Raw genomic sequence first — 20,061 nt, 5'->3', positions numbered from 1 at the left:
ACGACCGACCGGAGGGCGTCAGCGCCGCAGGGGGACCTGGCTGAAGTGCTGGCCGGCGTCGGTGCTGCGCCAGTACGACAGGCCGCCCTCGACGGCGTACACGAGCGACCCGCCGGCGGCCCCCGCCCAGGCGGGCGCTCCCCCGCGACCGGGCCCGGTGTCGCTCCACGTGCGCCCCCCATCGGTGCTCACCAGCAGCGAGCTGGACGCGGGCGCACCGGACGCGCTCGTCGGCGCTCCCCCGGTGACGGCGACGAGGCGCTGGGCATCCGTGCTCGTGAGCCAGGGCCCCGGTGCGGTGGGGGCCCCGAGCCCCGGCGACGGCGTGGCCGTCCAGGTCATGCCGCGGTCGGTGGAGACGACGACCGACCACTCGTCCTGCGCCTTGCCCTTCGTCGGGCACAGGCCGACGAGGGTGCCCCGCGCGGCCGCCGACCCCGACGCCCACAGGCCGAAGTCGCAGCCGGCGACCGGCTCGACCGCGCCGGCCGGACCCGTGAGCCGGACGAGCGGACCCGGGTGGGCGACCTGCAGACGGGCCGGGTCGGAGAGCGAGGTGTTGAGGTAGGCGTCGTGGCCGTCCATGGTGATCCAGGCCGCCAGGGCATCGACCGGGGTGTGGTTGGCGAAGACCACGGAGGTCGAGGTGTCCCCGGCCTTCCCGGTCCGGGGCTCGAGGTCGGTGCAGCCTGTCCGCGTGTACGTGTCCGTGGCCGTGCACGACCGCGCGGTGGCCATCCAGACCCGGTCGCCGTCGGTCTCGAGCGAGAGCACGACCCGCCGGTCGACGTCGACGTCCTGCCAGCTGCGGCCGCCGTCGACGGTGCGCTTGGTCGTGCTCCCGAAGACGTAGCCGACCTCGGGTGAGGCGAACCGGATGCCCACCAGCTGGTGGGGGCCCGTCGGGGTGCTGCGGGCACCCGGCGTGGTCAGGGTCGTGAAGGTGGACAGCGCCGTCCAGGTGCGGCCGTCGTCGCGCGACGTCACGACCTGGGTGCAGGCCTTGCCGCCGGGGCAGGTCGCGGAACCGAGCGCGTAGAGGACGCCCCGGCCCGCGTTCGTCATGGACACCAGGCTGAACGACGTGGCGACGGGCAGCGGGCCCGGCGGGGTCGACACCGGCGGCACGGGCGTCGTGCCGCCCAGCGTGGTGGCGGCCGAGGGTGAGGGTGCGGGCGCCGTGACGGTCCGGGTGACCGTCTCCAGCGCACGCTGCGAGGAGGACGCGGTCGCAGGGCTGGTGCGGTCGCCCGGGCCGTGCACGAGACCGGCCCAGGCCCCCGCGGCGACGACCGCCGCGACGGCGGCCGCGGCGGCGTACGGCAGCCACGGGCGACGGGCGGGCCGGCGGGCCTCGCGGACGATGTCCTCCCAGTGCTCGCGCCCGGCCGGCAGGTCCCGGACCTCGGCACGCTCGCGGGCGAAGAACTCCTCCACCGGGTCGTGCTGGTCGCCCGACCCGGGCAGGTCGGTCAGGTCGCGGCTCATCGGGTCTCTCCCAGCGTCTGCGCCATCCGTCGGCGCGCGTCGAACAGGTCTCGCTTGACGGTGCCCTCGGACTTCTCCAGCTGCCGGGCGACCGTCGCGACCGGCAGGTCCGCGAAGTAGTGCAGCAGGACGACCACCCGCAGGCGGTCCGGCAGGGCCTGGACCGCGTCGCGCACCGTCAGGGTCGTGGCGTGGTCGGGGGCGTGCGTCACGGGGTCGCGCCCCGCCTCGTGGCGCTGGTAGGCCGCCGCCTCGCGTCCGCGCTTGCGCCAGTGGTCGCGGACGAGGTTGGCCGTCACCGTGTACAGCCACGGGCGCGGCTCGTCGACCCTGGCGAAGTCGCGGTAGAGCTTGACGAAGGCCTCGCTGGCCAGGTCGTGGGCGATGTCCGGGTCGCCGACGAGCTTGGTCGTCCACCCGGCGAGCCGTGCGTAGTGGATCTCGTAGAGCTCACGCAGGGCAGACTCCACGTCCACCGACTCGTGCGCAGGCACCGCATCCACTCCCCGACAGCTCACCGCGGGGATCGGCCCGGCCAACGTGGTCATGTCCCTGTGACGCCACTGGGGTCCGCGCGGTTGGGCAGCATTCTGGCAGCCCCGGGTGCGGGCGGGACCTTGGCCTCTGCGCCCACGCCCGACGCGGCGCCCACGATGGGTCATGAGGTCGTCGCCGGCGAGGTCACGTGCGGTGCTGGTCGCCACCGGGCTCGTGGCCGCGGTGCTGTGGTCCGGCTGCGGCTCGCCGGAGCGCACCCCGGCCACCCCCACGGGGAGCGGCAGCTCCGCTCGCCCCAGCACCGGCACGACGTCCTCCACGACGTCCTCGGCGCCGACGACGCCGGCCTCGACGACCTCGACCCCGAAGCCACGGACGACCACCACCCCGAGGACGACCTCCTCGACCCGCCCCACGTCCCCCACGCCGTCCCGGACCTCGACGACCTCCTCGGCGCGTCCGCCCACGCCGCGCCCGACCCTGCCCGCCGCCCTGGCCGACGGGGTCGTGACGCGCCTCCCGACCACCCGGCGGGTCGTGGCGCTGACCTTCGACGGCGGGGCGGGCGCGCAGGGCGCCGCGTCGATCCTGGCGACCCTGCGCAGCCAGGGCGTGCCCGCCTCGTTCTTCGTCACCGGCCAGTTCGCCACCGCGAACCCCGCCCTGGTGCGCCAGATGGCGGCCGTCGGGCCGGTCGGCAACCACTCCTGGGACCACCCGCACTTCCCGGCCCTGTCCGACAGTGCCGTCCGCAGCGAGCTGTCGCGCACCGAGACGGCCGTGACCACGGTGGCGGGTCGCAGCCCGCGGCCGTTCTTCCGCTTCCCGTTCGGCGACTCGAGCAGCCACAGCCTCGCCCTCGTCCACGCCGCCGGCTACGGCGCGGTCGGCTGGACCACCGACTCGCTCGGGTGGAAGGGCACCAGCGGCGGCCAGTCGGTCGACTCGGTCGTGGCCCGGGTGCTGGCCGGGCGCACCCCGGGTCAGGTCGTGCTCATGCACGTCGGCGCGAACCCGGACGACCACACCACCCTCGACGCCGCCGCGCTGCCGCGGGTCATCGCGGGCCTCCGTGCTGCCGGCTACGGCTTCACCACCCTCGACGCCCTGCGCTGACGCCCTGCGCCGGCCGAAGCCGACGGACGCCGGCACCCGCCGGCACCAGCGGGCACCAGCCGACACAATGGGTGCGTGGAGCTGCGAGAGGTGCTGCGCCGGCGGCGGATGGTGCGCCGGTTCGACCCCGACCGCCCGGTCGGGCGTCCAGCCCTCGACGCCGTCCTGTGTGCCGCACAGCGGGCTCCCAGCGCCGGCTTCAGCCAGGGCTGGGACTTCGTCGTCCTCGCCGGGGACGACGACCGCGACGCGTTCTGGTCGGCAGTGTCCGCCGAGACCGCCGACACCCCCGGCGAGCCGGACGCCTGGCTGCGCGGGGTGTCGGCGGCACCCGTGCTCGTGCTCTGCCTCTCCGACCCCGACGTCTACCTCGACCGGTACGCCGAGCCCGACAAGGGCTGGACCGACCGCGACCCCGCCCGCTGGCCGGTCCCCTACTGGGACGTCGACACGGGCATGGCGGCCATGGCGATGCTGCTCGCGGCGGTCGACGAGGGCCTCGGCGCGCTGTTCTTCGGCGTGCCCGCGGCCGCGCACGACCGCGTGCGCGAGGCGCACGGCATACCGGGCAACCGGCGGCTCGTGGGGGTCGTGGCGCTCGGCCACGAACGCGCCCGCGTCGGCGGCTCCAGCCGCACGCGGCCCCGCCGCCCGGCGGCCGAGGTCGTGCACTGGGGCACGTTCGGCGGAGCCGACCACGGGCTCAGCGGCGTGGCGGGCGAGGGGCCCTCCGGCGGGTAGGACAGGATGGGGTGGTTCCCCACCCGCCCTGTCCCAACCGCCGGGAGACGCCCACCGCATGGCCCGCAAGACCGCTGCCGCACCGCCCCCGCCCGACGACTTCGTGGAGCGGATCGCCGACATCGACGTGTCGGAGGAGATGCAGAACGCCTACATCGAGTACTCCGTCTCCGTCATCAAGGCCCGCGCGCTGCCCGACGCCCGCGACGGCCTCAAGCCGGTGCAGCGCCGGATCCTGTTCTCCATGCAGGAGATGGGCCTGCGCCCGGACCGCGGCCACGTGAAGTCCTCGCGCGTCGTCGGCGACGTCATGGGCAAGTACCACCCGCACGGCGACACCGCGATCTACGACGCGCTGGTCCGGATGGCCCAGCCGTTCACGATGCGGCTGCCCCTGGTCGACGGGCACGGCAACTTCGGCTCGCTCGACGACGGCCCGGCCGCCTCCCGGTACACCGAGGCCCGACCGGCACCCGCGGCGCTGCTCATGACGGGCAGCCTGCACGAGGACACCGTCGACTTCGTCCCCAACTACGACGACCAGCTCATGCAGCCGGACGTCATGCCGGCGGCGTACCCCAACCTGCTCGTCAACGGCGTCAGCGGCATCGCGGTCGGGTTCGCCACGAACATGCCGCCGCACAACCTCGTCGAGGTCATCGGCGCGGCCCGGCACCTGCTGAACCACCCGTCGTGCTCGCTGGACGACCTGATGAAGTTCGTCCCGGGCCCGGACCTGCCCCAGGGCGGGCGCATCGTCGGGCTCGACGGCATCCGCGACGCCTACCTCACCGGCAAGGGCTCGTTCCGCACCCGCGCGACCGCCCGGGTCGAGAAGGTCACCCCCCGCCGCCAGGGCATCGTCGTCACCGAGCTGCCCTACCTCGTCGGACCCGAGAAGGTCATCGAGAAGATCAAGGACAACGTCCAGTCCAAGCGGCTGCAGGGCATCGCCGACGTCAAGGACCTCACCGACCGCAAGCACGGCCTGCGCCTGGTCATCGAGGTCAAGAACGGCTTCAACGCCGACGCAGTCCTCGAGCAGCTCTACAAGCTGACGCCGATGGAGGACTCCTTCCCCATCAACAACGTCGCGCTCGTCGACGGCCAGCCGCGCACGCTGGGCCTGAAGGACCTGCTGCGCGTCTTCGTCGACTTCCGCACCCAGGTCGTCCGCCGCCGCACCGAGTTCCGGCTCGGCAAGAACAAGGACCGCCTGCACCTCGTCGAGGGCCTGCTCGTCGCGATCCTCGACATCGACGAGGTCATCCAGGTCATCCGCTCCTCCGACGACTCCGGCATCGCGCGCACCCGCCTCATCGAGGTCTTCGACCTCACCGAGGTCCAGGCCAACTACATCCTCGACCTGCAGCTGCGCCGCCTGACCAAGTTCTCCCGCATCGAGCTGGAGAACGAGAGGTCCGAGCTCGAGCGGCTCATCGAGGAGCTCGAGGCGATCCTCGGCGACGAGGCCCTGCTCACCAGGCTCGTCTCCACCGAGCTCGCCGACGTGGCCAAGGCCCACGGCACCCCCCGGCGCACCGTGCTGCTGGAGTCGGCCGGCGTCCCGGCGACGGTCACCTCCCCGCTCGAGGTGGCCGACGACCCGTGCTGGGTGCTGCTGTCCTCGACCGGCCTGATGGCCCGCACCACGACCGCGGACCCGATCCCCACCGAGGGCGGGCGCAGCAAGCACGACGTCGTCGTCGGCGCGGTCCGCACGACCGCCCGCGGCGAGGTCGGCCTGGTCACCTCCCGCGGCCGGATGATCCGGCTGTCCGCGCTCGAGCTGCCGACCCTGCCGCCCACCAACGGCTCCCCCAACCTCTCCGGCGGGGCACCGCTGGCGGCGTACGTCGACCTGCCCGCCGGCGAGGAGCCGCTCACCATCGTCTCCCTCGGCACCGACGGCGCGGGCGTGGCCCTCGGCACCGCCCAGGGCGTCGTCAAGCGGGTCACGACCGACTACCCCGGCCGCAACGACTTCGAGCTCGTCTCGCTCAAGGACGGCGACGAGGTCGTCGGTGCCGTCGGCCTCACCTCCGAGGCCGTCGACCTCGTGTTCATCACCAGCGACGCGCAGCTGCTGCGCTTCCCCGCCACGGCCGTGCGCCCCCAAGGCCGCGCCGCGGGCGGCATGGCCGGCATCAAGCTCGCCTCCGGGGCGAGGGTCGCGTTCTTCGGTGCCGTGGCGGCGGGCGCCGACGCCGTCGTCGTCACCTCCTCCGGCTCGTCGGGCGCGCTGCCCGGCACCGAGCCCGGCTCGCTCAAGGTGACGCCGTATGCCGAGTACCCGCCCAAGGGCCGCGCCACCGGCGGCGTCCGGTGCCACCGGTTCCTCAAGGGCGAGGACACCCTCGTCCTCGCCTGGGCGGGCGAGACCCCGGCGCGGGCCGCGGCGGCCAACGGAGTGGCGGTCGAGCTGCCCGAGCCGACCGGCCGCCGTGACGGCTCGGGCACGCCGGCACCCAGCCCCATCGCCCGCATCGCGGCACCACCGCGGTGACCGGGGCCGCCGCGGTGGGCGCCGGGCCCGACGGCCAGCCGGCCCCCGGGCCCGCGTCGGGACACGGCCACTCGGCCCCCGACGCCTGCTCGGTCGGCTTCGACCGGGCGGACGTGAGCGCCTACGGCACCGCGGCCCGGGCGACGTTCTTCCTCGCCCTCGAGCAGCCGGGGCCCTGGGGCCGTGACGCCGCCACCCAGTCGCACCTCCCGGCCGACCTCGGCTCGAGGCTGGCGGCGGCCTGCAGCGACCGCGGTGGCCGGCTGTCCCTGCTGCGCCGGCCGGGACGCCACGCCGACGAGCACCACGACGGCCGGCACACGGCATACCTCGCGTGGTGCGGCGCCGACCCGTGGCTGGTCGCCCCCTGGCTCCTGGAGGTCACTGTCGAGGACCCGGCCGCCCTCCTCGGGGCCGACCTCGACGCGCTCGCCCGCGGGGACCGCGACGCGGTCGCCGCCTCGCTCCCCGGCGCCGTGCCCACCGACCCCGTGCTGCTCGTGTGCACCAACGGCCGCCGTGACGTCTGCTGCGCGGTGCGCGGCCGGCCGGTCGCGGCGGACGCCGCGGCCCTGCGGCCGGGCCGGGTCTGGGAGGCCTCGCACACCGGCGGCCACCGGTTCGCCCCGACCGGGGTGCTGCTGCCCCACGGCGCGACCCTCGCCCGGCTCGACGCCGGGCTCGCTGCCGCCGTCCTCGACGAGGGCGGCACGGGACACCTGCCCGCCGCCGTCCTCGGTCCGTCGCACGACCGCGGCCGCAGCGCGCTCGCGCCGGACGCGCAGGCGGCCGAGTCCCACGTGCGGGCCGAGCACGCGGTCACCGAGCTCGCCGCGCTGGTGACCGAGCCGGTCGACGACGTCGCGGGGCGGTATGCCGTGCGGCACCGTGACGGCCGGGCCTGGGTGGTCCAGGTCGACCAGCACGGCGCCGGAGAGCTCGCGGAGTCGTGCGGGAAGGCGCCCGTCGCGATCGTCCAGCGGGTGGCCCGCACCCTCGCCTGAGGGCACCGGCGCACCGGTCCGGGCCCATGCACCGCTGAGCCTCGCCACGGCCCGCCGACTGCTCGCGACGCCGTCACCGGCAGGTCGCGTCCCAGTTACGCAATCGTTACCCGAAGCAGCACGCCCAACGATTGCGGGTCGGGGGCGTAAACGTTTACATGGGGTCGGTTCACCTCAGCGCTGAGGGGGCGTGTCCGCCTCAGCACGACGCGAGAAATGGAGGCGGGCACATGGCCCTCCGAATGCACACACGGCGCACCCTCACGGTGCTGGCCGGAGCCGCGTCCGTGGCGCTCGTCGCCGCGGCGTGTGGTGGTGGCGGCAGCAGCAGCAACAGCTCCTCGTCCGCAGGCGCGGACAGCCGCGGCCCCATCACCTATGTCCAGGGCAAGGACAACAGCAACCTGCTCGGCCCGATGGCCGAGAAGTGGAACTCCACCCACCCGAACGAGAAGGTGACGGTCAAGGAGCAGTCCGACCAGGCCGACCAGCAGCACGACGACCTCGTGCAGCACTTCCAGGCCAAGGACGCGGGCTACGACGTCGTCTCGGTCGACGTGGTCTGGACCGCGGAGTTCGCCGCCAAGGGCTGGCTGACCCCCCTCAAGGACAAGTTCGCCCTCCCGACCGACGGGTTCCTCGAGCCGACGGTCAAGGCCGCCACGTACAACAACACCCTCTACGCCGCCCCGACCTCCTCGGACGGCGCGATGCTGTACTACCGCAGCGACCTCGTGCCCAACCCGCCGAAGACAATCGACGAGATGTGGTCGATGTGCTCCATCGCCAAGAAGAACGGCATGGACTGCTTCGCCGGCCAGTTCGCCAAGTACGAGGGCCTCACCTGCAACGCCACCGAGTGGATGAACGCCTACGGCGCCAAGGTCGTCGACGCGTCCGGCAAGCCGACGGTCGACTCCCCCGAGGCGGCCAAGGGCCTGCAGGTGCTCGCCGACCACTACAAGAACGGTGACATCCCCAAGCAGGCGATCACCTACCAGGAGGAGCAGAGCCGGCAGGCCTTCGAGGACGGCAAGCTGCTGTTCCTGCGCAACTGGCCGTACGTCTACAACCTGGCCAGCACCGACGCCTCCTCCAAGGTGAAGGGCAAGTTCAAGGTCGCCCCGCTCCCCGGCGTCAGCGGCCCGGGCACCTCGACGCTGGGTGGCCACATGGCCGCGATCAGCGCCTTCTCGGACCACAAGGCCACCGCGCTGGACTTCCTGAAGTTCCTGACCTCGCCGGAGCAGCAGAAGACCAACATGGAGAAGGGCTCGCTCGCCCCGGTCATCGAGTCGATCTACGCCGACCAGGCCTTGGTGTCCAAGTACCCGTACCTGCCGGTCCTCAAGGAGTCCATCTCCAACGCCGTGTCCCGTCCCGTGACGCCGTTCTACCCCGGCGTGACCAAGGCCATCCAGGAGAACAGCTTCGCTGCCATCCAGGGCCAGAAGTCGCCGGAGCAGGCGGTCAAGGACATGCAGGCCGCGATGCAGGCTGCGTCCGGCAGCTGACCTGACGGTCCCAGCATTCCCAGTGGTGTGGGGGTGGCCCCACGGGGGTCACCCCCACACCCGTTTCCGGCGGTTCGCCGCCCACGCAGCACGGGCGGCACCACCGCCCGCGAAGCACCGGCGGCACGACCGCCAGCACCACCTGAACACTCGAGCATGACGTCCACCACCCGCCCTCCCCCGAGGGCGCGGCGCAGCCGGGGCAAGGAGCAGGCATGAGCGCAGTCGCGGAGTCGACCAAGGGTTCGACCCCCACCAGGAACAAGGCGCCCAAGGTGAAGGGGCTCAACGCGGGCCAAGGTCGTCAGGGGCTGCTGCTCGTGGCGCCGACCATCATCTTCCTGGCGGTCATCATCATCTACCCGCTGCTGCGGGCTGTTCAGCTGTCGTTCCAGAAGGACGCCGGCCTCGATCCCGCGACCGGCCTGTTCGTCGAGGGCGGCAGCGCGGGCATCTCCAACTACACCCACTGGCTCCTGCAGCAGTGCGGCAACGTCGACTGCCCGCCGGGCACGCTCGGCGCCCAGTTCTACGATGCCTTCTGGGTGACGATGTTCTTCACCGTCACCAGCGTCGTCATCGAGGTCATCCTCGGCATGTGGTTCGCGATGATCATGAACCGCAACTTCCGCGGCCGTGGCCTCGTGCGGGCCGCGATCCTCGTGCCCTGGGCGATCCCCACGGCGGTCACCGCCAAGCTCTGGTTCTTCATCTTCGCCTACCAGGGGATCGCCAACAAGCTCATCGGCGTCGTCGGGATCTCGCCCCAGCTGTGGACCAGCGACCCGCTCGCCGCCAAGTTCGCGATCGTCATCGCCGACGTCTGGAAGACCACGCCGTTCATGGCGCTGCTCATCCTGGCCGGCCTCCAGCTGATCCCGGGCGACGTCTACGAGGCGGCCCAGATCGACGGCGCCACCAAGTGGCAGACCTTCGTGCGGATCACCCTCCCGCTCGTCAAGACCCCGCTCATGGTGGCGGTGCTCTTCCGCACGCTGGACGTGCTGCGCATCTACGACCTGCCGGCGATCCTCACGCAGGGCGCGGGAGGAACGACGTCCTTGTCGATGCTCGTCATCGCGCAGATCCGGCAGGGCTTCCACAACGCGTCCGCGCTCTCGACGATCGTCTTCCTGCTCATCGCGTTCGTGGCGTTCCTCTTCATCAAGTTCGGTGGCGCCGACGTGATCCAGCGGCCGCCGCAGTCCAAGAAGAAGAAGGACGAACCGACCAAGGAAGAGCCGCAGACCGGCAACCCCGTCGCCGCCAACGCCACCTCCACGGGAGCCTGACATGACCGCCACCACCGCGACCACCGCACCTCCGAACGCGGGCCGCACCGAGGCCCAGGAGATCCACTTCCGCAGCGACCGCAACGCCAAGATCCGCATGTACATCGGTCTGGCGGTCCTGGTCATCTGGGGCCTGGCCCCGTTCTACTGGATGGTCGTCACCGCGTTCCGCGACGTCGGCTACACCTTCGACAGCACGCCGTGGCCGACCCACGTCACGCTGGACAACTTCAAGACCGCCTTCTCCACCGACCGTGGCAACCACTTCGGGGCCGCGCTCGTGCACTCGGTCATCATCGGCATCGTCACCACCGCGGTGGCCATGCTCGTCGGCGTCTTCGCGTCGTACGCCCTCGCCCGGCTCAACTTCCCGGGCAAGTACGTCGTCCTCGGGATCATCCTGGGTTCCTCGATGTTCCCTGGCGTGGCGCTGGTGTCACCGCTGTTCCAGCTGTTCTCCAGCCTCGGCTGGCTGAGCGGCGTGAACTACCAGGCGCTGATCATCCCGAACATCTCCTTCGCGCTACCGCTGACGATCTACACGTTGACGGCGTTCCTGTCCGAGATGCCCTGGGAGCTGGAGGAGTCCGCGCGGATCGACGGGTGCACGCCGGGTCAGGCGTTCCGCAAGATCATGCTGCCGCTCGCGGCGCCGGGCCTGTTCACCACGGCCATCCTGGCGTTCATCGCCAGCTGGAACGAGTACCTCCTGGCGCAGCAGTTCTCGACGCCGGCGACCCAGACCGTCACCGTCGCCATCGCGTCGTTCACCGGCGCCCAGCCGCACCAGGAGCCGTACACCGCGGTCATGGCGGCCGGCACCATCGTCACCGTGCCGCTCATCATCATGGTCCTGGTGTTCCAGCGGGCGATCGTCTCCGGCCTCACGGCGGGAGGTGTGAAGGGCTAGGCGCACGCCTGGCCCTCCGGCTCATGGGACTGTTCAACCCGGGCAGCGGCACCGGCAACGCCCGCGCCAAGGCACAGCGCCTCGACATGCTGCTCGGCATTCTCGGGTTCTTCGCGTTCATGGCGGCGGTGCAGACCGTCGTCCTGGAGGTCCGCGGGGAGGCGGCGGGTGGCTCCGCCGCCCTCCTCGCGGTGCTCCTGCTCGCCTGCTGGGTGGTCTGGCGGGCGCGGCGCAACACGGGAGCCTGAGCACCGCCGGCGGCTGCGCGCGAGGACGACACCGCCCGCGCAGCCGCGGAGCGTGGGACCGAGGGGAGGCATGGATGAGCACCATCGGGGACGTGGCCCGGGCCGCCGGGGTGTCGGTGGCCACGGTCTCGCGAGCCCTGCGGGGCCTGGACCGGGTGAGCCCGGAGACGCGGGACCGCGTCCTGCGGGCCGCTGACGAGCTCAACTACATGGCATCACCGGCCGCGACCAGCCTGGTCTCCGGTCGTACCCGCGGCATCGCCGTGGTCACGCCCTACTTCGACCGCTGGTTCTTCGCCACCGTCGTCAGCGGGATCGAGAAGGAGCTGCGGGACAAGGGCCACCACGTCCTGCTCTGCGACCTCGAGGGCCACACCTTCGACACCCGCCTGCCCATCACCCAGAGCATGTTCTGGAAGCGGGCCGACGGCATCATCCTGCTCAACGTCCCGCCGGACCCCTCCGAGCGGGCGCTGATCGACCGCCTCGGCCTGCCCGTCGTGACCGTGGGCAACCGCCAGCCCGGCTGGCCCTCGGTCCGGATCGACGACCGGGCCGCGATGGCACTGGCGACCCGGCACGTCATCGGGCTGGGTCACCGTGACATCGCGTATGCCGGGACCGTGCCCGCCTCGATCACCCACCTGCAGACGCCGTACGACCGGCGCGAGACGTTCATCGCCGTGCTGCGCGAGCACGGCCTGAGCTGTCCGCCGGCCTGGGTGCTGGAGTGCGACTGGACCGCCTCCGGGGCGATGGCGCACGCCGACCTGTTGTTCGCCGGGGACCACCCCCTGCCGACCGCGGTCGTCGCGGCCTCCGACGAGATCGCCTTCGGGGTGATGGCCTCGGCCCGGCGCCACGGCCTCGACGTGCCGGGCGACGTCTCCGTCATCGGCATCGACGACCACGTCTACTCCGACATCATGGGCCTGACGACGGTCCGCCAGGACGTCCTGGCGCAGGGACGGCGGGCTGGGCGGATCATGCTGGACGCCCTCCACGGGCACGTCGACCCCCAGCTCGACGAGGTGCTGGGCATCAGCCTCGTGGAGCGCGACTCCACCGCGCCGGTCGGGGCGCCGGTCGCGCCGGGGCTCGCCCCGGCCGGCGCGGGGAGCTGAGCCGTCAGTTCACCCCGCCCTCGGAGTCGGCCAGCGCCTCCGGGTCGCGAAGGTAGGTCTTCTTGGCCCGCAGGGACCGGTTCGCCACCCAGGTGAGGAGCCACAGGACGACGCCCAGCGCGAGCAGCCAGCCGGCGATCTCGTACTGGACCGTCTTGCGACCGGTCCACGGGCCCACGAAGAAGGCGCAGCACAGTGCGCCCACGACCGGCAGCGCGGTGGGCGCCACGAAGTGCTTCCGGTCGACGGCGTCCCTGCGCAGGACGAGGACGCAGACGTTGACGAGGGTGAAGACCCCGAGGAGCAGCAGCGCGGTGGTCCCGCCGAGGGCCGCGACCACGTCGCTGTCGGAGCGCGTCGTGACCAGGACGATGAGCCCGAGGGCGATGGCCGTCGTGAAGAGGATCGACAGGTACGGCGTGCGGCGCCCCGAGTGGACCTTGCCCAGGAAGGGTGGCAGCACCTCCTGGCGCGCCATGCCGTAGAGCAGCCGGCTCGCCATGAGCATGTTGATCAGGGCCGAGTTGGCGACGGCGAACATCGAGATGAACGGGAACAGCGTGTCGACCGGCACCGAGGGCGCTGCCGCCCGGACCACGCTGACGAGCGGGGTGTCGCTCCTGCCGAGCTCCTCGACGGGGACGATGGCCACGGCGAACAGGGCGACGAGGACGTAGATGAGCCCGGTGATGCTGATGCCGGAGATCATCATCGTGGGGAAGTTCCTCACGGGGTCGTGAGTCTCCTCGGCCATGTTCACCGAGTCCTCGAAGCCCACCATCGCGAAGAACGCCAGCGACGTCGCCGCGGTCACCGCGAGGAAGGCGCTCTTGTCGCTCGGGCTGTCGAAGACCACCGTCCGGCTGAAGTCGGTCCGCCCGTCGAACAGCGCCCAGAACCCCACCATGATCACGAGCAGCAGCCCGGACAGCTCCACCAGGGTGAGCACGACGTTCGCCCTGACGCTCTCGCCGACGCCGCGGAAGTTGACGACGGCGACCAGCGCCATGAAGCCGAGCGCCACGGCCATGACCAGGCCACCGTTGTCCGGGTCGAGTCCGAACCCCTCGGCGAGGTTCGCGGCGAAGGCCTGCGAGGCGGTGGACGCGCTCGTGATGCCGGAGCACATCACGGTGAAGCAGACGATGAAGGTGAGGAAGTGGATGCCGAACGCCTTGTGGGTGTACAGCGCCGCTCCCGCGGCCCGCGGGTACTTGGTGACGAGCTCGAGGTAGGAGAACGCCGTCACCATCGCGATCGCGAAGGCCACGAGGAACGGCGCCCAGGCGGCTCCTCCCACCTCGGCCGCGACCTGCCCCGTGAGGGCGTACACCCCCGTGCCGAGGATGTCACCGACGATGAAGAGCAGGAGGAGCTTTGGCCCCATCACCCGCGTGAGGTCGGTCTGCTCCTCCCCCGTCGCGCACTCGTGCGTGTCCTGGGCAGTGCTCACGGCACACCCTCCTGGGGTCGCGGCGGTCGCCCTTCACGACCCCTGCTGCCCCTTACCGTGGCGCACCCGGGGCGACACCGCAAAAGGGACGAGCGTGCTGCAGACCCCGGGTCAGGCGTCGATGCGCTCGCGGCCGAGGTCGGCCGCGGACTCGACGATGAAGTCCTTGCGCGGTGCCACGTCGTTGCCCATGAGCAGCTCGAAGACGCGCTCGGCGGCCTCGGCGTCCTGGAGCCGTACCCGGCGCAGGGTGCGGTGCCGCGGGTCCATCGTCGTCTCCGCGAGCTGGTCGGCGTCCATCTCGCCGAGGCCCTTGTAGCGCTGCAGCGGCTGCTTGATCGTCCGGCCGCGCTTGTTCAGCCCGGCGACGGTCCTGCGCATCTCCGCCTCGGAGTAGGTGTAGATCAGCTCGTTCTTCTTCGACCCCGCGTTCACGACCTCGATGCGGTGCAGCGGCGGCACCGCGGCATACACCCGCCCGGCCTCGACGAGCGGGCGCATGTAGCGGAAGAAGAGGGTGAGCAGCAGGGTGCGGATGTGGGCGCCGTCGACGTCGGCGTCGGTCATGATGATGACCTTGCCGTAGCGGGCCGCGTCGAGGTCGAAGCTGCGGCCGGAGCCGGCCCCGATGACCTGGATGATGGCGGCGCACTCGGCGTTCTTGAGCATGTCCGAGACGGACGCCTTCTGGACGTTGAGGATCTTGCCGCGGATCGGCAGCAGCGCCTGGTAGTCGCTGCTGCGCGCGAGCTTGGCCGTGCCGAGGGCGCTGTCACCCTCGACGATGAACAGCTCGGAGCGCTCGACGTCGGTGGAGCGGCAGTCGGCCAGCTTCGCGGGGAGGCTGCTGGTCTCCAGGGCGTTCTTGCGACGCTGGGTCTCCTTGTGCAGCCGCGCGCTGATGCGCGACTTCATCTCCGAGACGACCTTCTCCAGCAGCAGCGCGGCCTGCGACTTGTCGCCGCGCCTGGTCGAGGTCAGCCGCGACGTGAGCTCCTGCTCGACGACCTTGGCGACGATGGCGCGCACGGCGTTGGTGCCGAGCACCTCCTTGGTCTGGCCCTCGAACTGCGGCTCGGCGAGACGCACCGTGACGACCGCCGTGAGCCCGGCCAGGACGTCGTCCTTCTCGGGCTTGTCGCTGCCGACCTTGAGCCGGCGGCTGTTGACCTCGAGCTGCTTGCGGAACACCTTGAGCAGGGCCTGCTCGAACCCGGCCAGGTGGGTGCCGCCCTTGGGCGTGGCGATGATGTTGACGAACGAGGAGACCCTGGAGTCGTACCCGGTGCCCCAGCGGACGGCGATGTCGACGGCGCACTCGCGCTCGACCTCGGTCGGGCTCATGTGTCCCTTGGCGTCGAGGACCGGGACGGTCTCGGTGAAGGTGCCGGTGCCCTGCAGCCGCCACACCTCGGTGACCGCGGCGTCGGGGGCGAGGAACTCGGCGAACTCCGAGATGCCGCCGTCGTGCAGGAACACCTCCTCGTGCGGGCCGCTCTCCCCCGGGGTCCCGGGCAGCCGCCGCTCGTCGCGGATGACGAGGGCCAGGCCGGGCACGAGGAAGGAGGTCTGCCGGGCGCGGGCCACGAGCTGGTCGTAGTCGAACGCGGCGTCCTTGAGGAAGATCTGCCGGTCGGCCCAGTACCGGACCCGCGTGCCGGTGACACCCCGCTTGGCCTTGCCCACCACGGCGAGCTCGGAGGACCGCTCGTAGGGCGTGAACTCGTGGTCGGGGCTCTTGTCGTCGCTCGCGACGTCCGGGAAGTAGCCGGGCTCGCCCCGGCGGAAGCTCATGGCGTAGGTCTTGCCGCCGCGGTCGACCTCGACGTCGAGCCGTGAGGACAGGGCGTTGACGACCGAGGCGCCGACGCCGTGCAGGCCACCGGAGGCGGTGTACGAGCCGCCGCCGAACTTGCCGCCCGCGTGCAGCTTGGTGAAGACGACCTCGACGCCGGTGAGCCCGGTGCGCGGCTCGATGTCGACGGGGATCCCGCGGGCGTTGTCCCGGACCTCGACCGAGCCGTCGCGGTGCAGGATCACGTCGATCCGCTCGCCGTGGCCTGCGAGGGCCTCGTCGACGGCGTTGTCGATGATCTCCCAGAGGCAGTGCATGAGGCCGCGGCCGTCGGTCGAGCCGATGTACATGCCCGGTCGCTTGCGGACCGCCTCCAGGCCTTCGAGGACCTGCAGGTGGTGGGCGCTGTAGTCGCTCGACGACTTCGTCGTCGCGGCCTTCTTGGCGGTGGTCTCGGCGGTGGCGGTGGCCACGATCTGTGCTGCTCCTGTGCTGGGTCGGCCCCGGCTGGCGTGCTCCGCCGGGCAGGGCCCCACGCTATCCCGCCCGGCCCGGCACCCCGCGCAGGCACGCGGCAGGCACACGGCAGGCACGCGGCGGGGGCTCCCGGCATACGGCATCGGGCGTAGCCCCCTCGGGCCCCTCGCGCCCCACCCGGACCAGTTCCTCCCATCCACCGGACACCCGAGCACCGAATCCCCTGATGTGACATGCATGACGTGCATCACCACCCAATGCCGGCCGGGAAGAACGGCGCATGCTTGACTGTTGCTACCGGCGCCGGGATGGGTAGGTCTCCACGGAGGGCGACCACGGACCGGAGTAGGACGTCTCACCGGAGACACGACTTATGGAGGAAGGCTGACGTGACCACTGCACTGGCACCCACCCTGAGCGCGGCGGACCGCTGCGACCGCTGCGGAGCCCAGGCCTACGTGCGCGCTCGCCTTCACGCCGGCGGTGAGCTGCTCTTCTGCGCCCACCACGGACGCGAGCACCTGCCGAAGCTGCGCGAGTACGCCGACATCGTCGACGAGACGGACCGTCTGCACGAGACGCCCACCGTCGCGCCGGACGACGAGCGGTAAGCACCCCTAGGCTTCCGGGATGGAAGCCTCCACCTGGGTCCCCGCCCTCCTGATCCTGATCGGGATGGTGGGGATCGTCATTCCCGTCCTGCCCGGCCTGTTCCTGTGCCTGGCCGCCGTGTTCCTGTGGGCCCTGGACGCGCGGTCCGCGCTCGGGTGGACGGTGTTCGGGGTGTGCGCCGTGCTCTGGGGCGCCGGGGTGGGGTTGCAGTACGCCGTGCCCGGGCGTCGGATGAAGGCGGCCGGGGTGCGCACGTCAACCCTGGTCCTGGCCGTGCTGGTGGCCGTCGTGGGGTTCTTCGTGATCCCCGTCGTGGGCGCGTTCGTGGGGTTCGTGCTCGGGATCTACCTGGTCGAGCTCAGCCACTCGCGGGACCGGCGGGCGGCGTGGAGCTCGACGAGGTCAGCCCTGCGGGCGGTGTTCCTGTCGATGGGCATCGAGCTGCTCGCGGCCGTGGCGATCGCGGTGACGTGGGTCGCGGGGGTGCTGCTGGCTCAGTAGCCGTCGTGCCGACGGTCCCAGCGCTGCTCCATCCGCTCCATGAAGGAGCCGCCGCCGCGGGCGGACTTGGTGCGCGCGGCCGGGCTGGTGCGACGGATGGTGCCGTCGGACTGGACGCTGCCGAGGCGGGCGCGGCGTCGCTGGGGGGTCAGGGCGAAGGTCACCGACGCCACCATGAGGGCGAAGCCGACGGCTCCGAGCACCCACAGCTGCGTCTTGACCCCGACGAGCACGACCGCGAGGCCGACGACGACCCCGACCACGGCGACGATGATCCGCCGGCGCTGGGCGGCCCGGGCCCCCGCGCCCTGCATCTGCGAGGCGAACTTGGGGTCCTCGGCATACAGAGCTTGCTCCATCTGCTCGAGCAGCTGCTGTTCGTGCTCTGACAGCGGCACCGTGACCTCCTACGTCGGCGTTCACCTCGGCCAACGCACAGCCCCGCCGGATCGTTCGCCGAGGGACATCGACGCCGGTCAGGGCCTGTGTGTTGACGTCTTCAGGATAGGTCCCCGCGCGGGGTTGCACTACCCGGTCGGTGACCCTCGTCACGGATGAGGCTGGCGGGACGGACGCTGCCCGCCCCGAACCGTGCGCTGGCGCGGTCGACCGCCCGATCGGCCTCGCGCCAGCCGGCATCCGGCTCGTCCAGCAGGCCCTGGATGGGCGCCCCCTCGGTGTCGACCAGCCCCTCCATCCGCACCCCGACGAGCCGGATCCGAGCGCGCTGGAGGCCCAGGCCGTCGAACAGTGACCGCGCCGTCGCGTAGATGTCGCGGCTGACGTCGGTGGGGTCGCGCAGGGTCCGGCTGCGCGTGATCGTCGTGAAGTCGGCGAACCGCACCTTGATGCTCACGGTGCGCCCCATCATCCCGGCGGACCGGACGCGCGCGGCGGTCCGGTCGCTGAGCTTGAGCAGCTCACGGTGGATGTGGGCCGGGTCGTCGACGTCGTGCTCGAAGGTCTCGTCCGAGCCGATCGACTTCTCCCGCCGGACCGGCTCGACGTGCCGGGGGTCGCGGCCCCAGGACAGGTCGTGCAGGTGCGGTCCGAGGCTGTCCCCGAGGGCCCGGCGCAGGGTGTCGAGCGGCGTGTGGGCGATGTCGGCGACGGTGTGCAGCCCCAGGCGGACCAGCGCCTCCTCCGTCTTGTCGCCCACGCCCCACAGGGCGCCGACGGGCAGCTGCTGGACGAACCCCACGACCTCGTCACGCGGGACGACGACCATGCCGTCCGGCTTGGCCAGCCCCGAGGCGAGCTTGGCGACGAACTTGGTGGGCGCCACCCCCACCGAGCAGGTGATGCCCTGCTCGTCGTGGACGGTGTCGCGCACGAGCTGGCCGATGCGGGCCGGGTTGCCGAGCCGGCGCACCGAGCCCGACACGTCGAGGAACGCCTCGTCGAGCGACAGCGGTTCGACGACCGGGGTGATCGAGTCGAAGGTCGCCATGACCGCCGCGGAGATGCGCGCGTAGAGGGCGTGGTCAGGGGCGATGACGGTGGCCTTCGGGCAGAGCCGTCGCGCCCGGGACATGGGCATGGCGGAGGCCACCCCGAACCGCCGGGCCTCGTAGGTCGCCGAGAGCACGACGCCGCGGTTGCCGCCGCCGATGATGACGGGCGTGCCGACCAGCTCGGGCCGGCTCAGCAGGGACGCCGAGGCGTAGAAGGCGTCCATGTCGACGTGCAGCACGGTGCAGCCGGTGTCGTCGGGGGGCCCGTCGGACCCGCGCTGCGGGAGGGCGTACTGGCGGCGGCTCACCGCGCGCTCCGGGGGGCGCTCACGACGCGCTCCGTGGGGAGCACCGGGAGGTGTCGCGGGGATCCGGCGGGCGCGCCGGAGGGTGCGCTGGCACGGCGCCTACCGCGGGCGGTGGGCGAGGACGTGCACGGCGGTCCCGAGCTGGCCGAGGAACGCGAACTGCGGGGAGTCGGCGACCGCCTGCTCGAGGTGCAGCAGCGCCACGCGGTCGGCGTCGGACTCGACGAGCCCGGACGGCACGAGGTCACTGAACGTGCGCACCCCGTGCACGGCGTCGACGACGAGTCCGGTCTGCTCCACCATCGCCCGCAGGGTGCCGGCGTCGAAGCGGCGCGGCAGTGGGTCCTGGCTGCCCCAGCGGCCGTCGGCACTGGTGAGTGCCTGCTCCGCCTGGGCGAACTGCCCGGCGAGGGCCCGGGCCAGGACCACGGCGAGCCGCTGGGCCGTGACGAGGCTGAGGTGACCGCCCGGGGCGAGGGCGGCGGCCAGGGCCGACAGGGTGACCTGCGGGTCGTCGACGACCTCGAGGGTGCCGTGGCAGCAGACGAGGTCGACCGGTCGCTCCCCCACGACGGCGAGCAGGGAGTCGGCATCGCCCTGGACGGCGTGCACGCGTCCTTCCACCCCGCGCTCGCCGCTGCGACGCGACAGGGACGCGAGGGCGTCGGGACTGGGGTCGACGACGGTGACGTCGTGGCCGAGCTCGGCGATGGGGACGGCGAGCCCGCCGGTGCCCCCACCGACGTCGAGGACCCGCAGCGGACGGTCGAGCTCTGCGCTCCGGCGCCCGACGAGGTCGTGGACCGCAGCCCAGACCGCGGACGTGCGCAGCGAGGTCTCGACGCCGCCACGACGGGTGCGCCACTGCTCGTCGGCCACGCGGTCCTCCTCCACAGACATCAGGAACGAGCAGGGAGGACGTGGACGCCCCCGTGACCTGCTCCGACGCCCCAGCGTAGTCGTCAGGGGTGACGACCCCGGGCCGTGTCCCACGGCGGACGGCCCGCGCCGGCGCACCCC

The 20,061-nt window shown here is 72.3% G+C and carries 18 protein-coding genes; 11 read left to right on the top strand and 7 right to left on the bottom strand.

The window, feature by feature from the left end; all coding sequences use genetic code 11:
• Nucleotides 1–18: 18 nt before the first annotated feature.
• Together ACYVDO_RS03425 and ACYVDO_RS03420 are read right to left on the bottom strand one after the other, a co-directional pair.
• Nucleotides 19–1,488, bottom strand: a complete 1,470-nt coding sequence (locus ACYVDO_RS03425) for a sialidase family protein (RefSeq protein ID WP_460932826.1) — start codon at nt 1,486–1,488, stop codon at nt 19–21.
• Nucleotides 1,485–2,453 (bottom strand): RNA polymerase sigma factor, encoded by a 969-nt coding sequence (locus tag ACYVDO_RS03420; protein WP_460932825.1) that lies wholly within the window; start codon nt 2,451–2,453, stop codon nt 1,485–1,487. The genes ACYVDO_RS03425 and ACYVDO_RS03420 overlap by 4 nt, the downstream gene beginning before the upstream one ends.
• Nucleotides 2,454–2,493: 40 nt before the next feature.
• Between ACYVDO_RS03420 and ACYVDO_RS03415 the strand changes: the two genes are divergently transcribed.
• From ACYVDO_RS03415 to ACYVDO_RS03375, 9 genes are all read left to right on the top strand, one after another.
• Nucleotides 2,494–3,102 carry a polysaccharide deacetylase family protein gene (locus tag ACYVDO_RS03415; RefSeq protein ID WP_460932824.1) on the top strand — a complete coding sequence of 203 codons (609 nt, stop codon included), beginning with the start codon at nt 2,494–2,496 and terminating at the stop codon, nt 3,100–3,102.
• Between the two features lie 75 nt (nt 3,103–3,177).
• The gene (locus ACYVDO_RS03410) at nt 3,178–3,843 is read left to right on the top strand and encodes a nitroreductase family protein (protein WP_460932823.1); all 666 of its coding nucleotides are present in this window, start codon (nt 3,178–3,180) and stop codon (nt 3,841–3,843) included.
• A gap of 58 nt (nt 3,844–3,901) precedes the next feature.
• Nucleotides 3,902–6,349 carry a DNA gyrase/topoisomerase IV subunit A gene (locus ACYVDO_RS03405; protein ID WP_460932822.1) on the top strand — a complete coding sequence of 816 codons (2,448 nt, stop codon included), beginning with the start codon at nt 3,902–3,904 and terminating at the stop codon, nt 6,347–6,349.
• Entirely contained in the window at nt 6,346–7,353 is a 1,008-nt protein-coding gene (locus ACYVDO_RS03400; RefSeq protein WP_460932821.1) for a sucrase ferredoxin, read from the top strand. The genes ACYVDO_RS03405 and ACYVDO_RS03400 overlap by 4 nt, the downstream gene beginning before the upstream one ends.
• Nucleotides 7,354–7,595: 242 nt before the next feature.
• A complete protein-coding gene (locus tag ACYVDO_RS03395) occupies nt 7,596–8,867 on the top strand; it encodes an ABC transporter substrate-binding protein (RefSeq protein WP_460933406.1) in 1,272 nt (423 codons plus the stop codon).
• 215 nt (nt 8,868–9,082) lie between these two features.
• Nucleotides 9,083–10,159, top strand: a complete 1,077-nt coding sequence (locus tag ACYVDO_RS03390; protein ID WP_460932820.1) for a carbohydrate ABC transporter permease — start codon at nt 9,083–9,085, stop codon at nt 10,157–10,159.
• Nucleotide 10,160: 1 nt separating this feature from the next.
• Nucleotides 10,161–11,069, top strand: a complete 909-nt coding sequence (locus ACYVDO_RS03385) for a carbohydrate ABC transporter permease (RefSeq protein ID WP_460932819.1) — start codon at nt 10,161–10,163, stop codon at nt 11,067–11,069.
• Nucleotides 11,070–11,092: 23 nt separating this feature from the next.
• Complete coding sequence (locus ACYVDO_RS03380) at nt 11,093–11,317, top strand: hypothetical protein (protein WP_460932818.1); 225 nt, start codon at nt 11,093–11,095, stop codon at nt 11,315–11,317.
• A 74-nt stretch (nt 11,318–11,391) separates the two neighbouring features.
• Entirely contained in the window at nt 11,392–12,441 is a 1,050-nt protein-coding gene (locus ACYVDO_RS03375; RefSeq protein ID WP_460932817.1) for a LacI family DNA-binding transcriptional regulator, read from the top strand.
• A 4-nt stretch (nt 12,442–12,445) separates the two neighbouring features.
• Here the strand turns inward: ACYVDO_RS03375 and ACYVDO_RS03370 are convergent, their stop codons facing one another.
• The gene (locus ACYVDO_RS03370) at nt 12,446–13,828 is read right to left on the bottom strand and encodes an APC family permease (protein ID WP_460933404.1); all 1,383 of its coding nucleotides are present in this window, start codon (nt 13,826–13,828) and stop codon (nt 12,446–12,448) included.
• Between the two features lie 177 nt (nt 13,829–14,005).
• Nucleotides 14,006–16,162: a DNA gyrase/topoisomerase IV subunit B gene (locus ACYVDO_RS03365; RefSeq protein WP_460932816.1), complete on the bottom strand. Its 2,157-nt coding sequence runs from the start codon at nt 16,160–16,162 to the stop codon at nt 14,006–14,008.
• Nucleotides 16,163–16,555: 393 nt separating this feature from the next.
• On the opposite strand from ACYVDO_RS03365, the gene ACYVDO_RS03360 reads away from it, so the two are divergent.
• Together ACYVDO_RS03360 and ACYVDO_RS03355 are read left to right on the top strand one after the other, a co-directional pair.
• Complete coding sequence (locus tag ACYVDO_RS03360; RefSeq protein WP_460932815.1) at nt 16,556–16,777, top strand: DUF7455 domain-containing protein; 222 nt, start codon at nt 16,556–16,558, stop codon at nt 16,775–16,777.
• A gap of 19 nt (nt 16,778–16,796) precedes the next feature.
• Nucleotides 16,797–17,279 (top strand): DUF456 domain-containing protein, encoded by a 483-nt coding sequence (locus ACYVDO_RS03355; RefSeq protein WP_460932814.1) that lies wholly within the window; start codon nt 16,797–16,799, stop codon nt 17,277–17,279.
• On the opposite strand, the gene ACYVDO_RS03350 is transcribed toward ACYVDO_RS03355, so the two are convergent.
• The 3 genes from ACYVDO_RS03350 to ACYVDO_RS03340 form a co-directional block, all read right to left on the bottom strand.
• Nucleotides 17,273–17,677 carry a DUF3040 domain-containing protein gene (locus tag ACYVDO_RS03350; RefSeq protein WP_460932813.1) on the bottom strand — a complete coding sequence of 135 codons (405 nt, stop codon included), beginning with the start codon at nt 17,675–17,677 and terminating at the stop codon, nt 17,273–17,275. The genes ACYVDO_RS03355 and ACYVDO_RS03350 overlap by 7 nt on opposite strands.
• A 101-nt stretch (nt 17,678–17,778) precedes the next feature.
• Entirely contained in the window at nt 17,779–19,041 is a 1,263-nt protein-coding gene (dinB, locus tag ACYVDO_RS03345) for a DNA polymerase IV (protein ID WP_460932812.1), read from the bottom strand.
• A 99-nt stretch (nt 19,042–19,140) separates the two neighbouring features.
• Nucleotides 19,141–19,920, bottom strand: coding sequence for a methyltransferase domain-containing protein (locus tag ACYVDO_RS03340; RefSeq protein WP_460932811.1), 780 nt, complete (start codon nt 19,918–19,920; stop codon nt 19,141–19,143).
• Nucleotides 19,921–20,061 lie beyond the last annotated feature (141 nt).

It is taken from the genome of Phycicoccus ginsengisoli, assembly GCF_054779295.1.
Note: the sequence above shows the minus strand (reverse complement) of the source record. Positions and strands in the feature narration are given on the sequence as shown.

Excerpts from the sequence above, each read along its gene's own strand:
- ACYVDO_RS03425 (WP_460932826.1), bottom strand. The coding sequence starts at position 1,488 with ATGAGCCGCGACCTGACCGACCTGCCCGGGTCGGGCGACCAGCACGAC.
- ACYVDO_RS03380 (WP_460932818.1), top strand. The coding sequence starts at position 11,093 with ATGGGACTGTTCAACCCGGGCAGCGGCACCGGCAACGCCCGCGCCAAG.
- ACYVDO_RS03370 (WP_460933404.1), bottom strand. The coding sequence starts at position 13,828 with ATGGGGCCAAAGCTCCTCCTGCTCTTCATCGTCGGTGACATCCTCGGC.
- ACYVDO_RS03395 (WP_460933406.1), top strand. The coding sequence starts at position 7,596 with ATGCACACACGGCGCACCCTCACGGTGCTGGCCGGAGCCGCGTCCGTG.
- ACYVDO_RS03375 (WP_460932817.1), top strand. The coding sequence starts at position 11,392 with ATGAGCACCATCGGGGACGTGGCCCGGGCCGCCGGGGTGTCGGTGGCC.
- ACYVDO_RS03390 (WP_460932820.1), top strand. The coding sequence starts at position 9,083 with ATGAGCGCAGTCGCGGAGTCGACCAAGGGTTCGACCCCCACCAGGAAC.
- ACYVDO_RS03385 (WP_460932819.1), top strand. The coding sequence starts at position 10,161 with ATGACCGCCACCACCGCGACCACCGCACCTCCGAACGCGGGCCGCACC.
- ACYVDO_RS03355 (WP_460932814.1), top strand. The coding sequence starts at position 16,797 with ATGGAAGCCTCCACCTGGGTCCCCGCCCTCCTGATCCTGATCGGGATG.
- ACYVDO_RS03405 (WP_460932822.1), top strand. The coding sequence starts at position 3,902 with ATGGCCCGCAAGACCGCTGCCGCACCGCCCCCGCCCGACGACTTCGTG.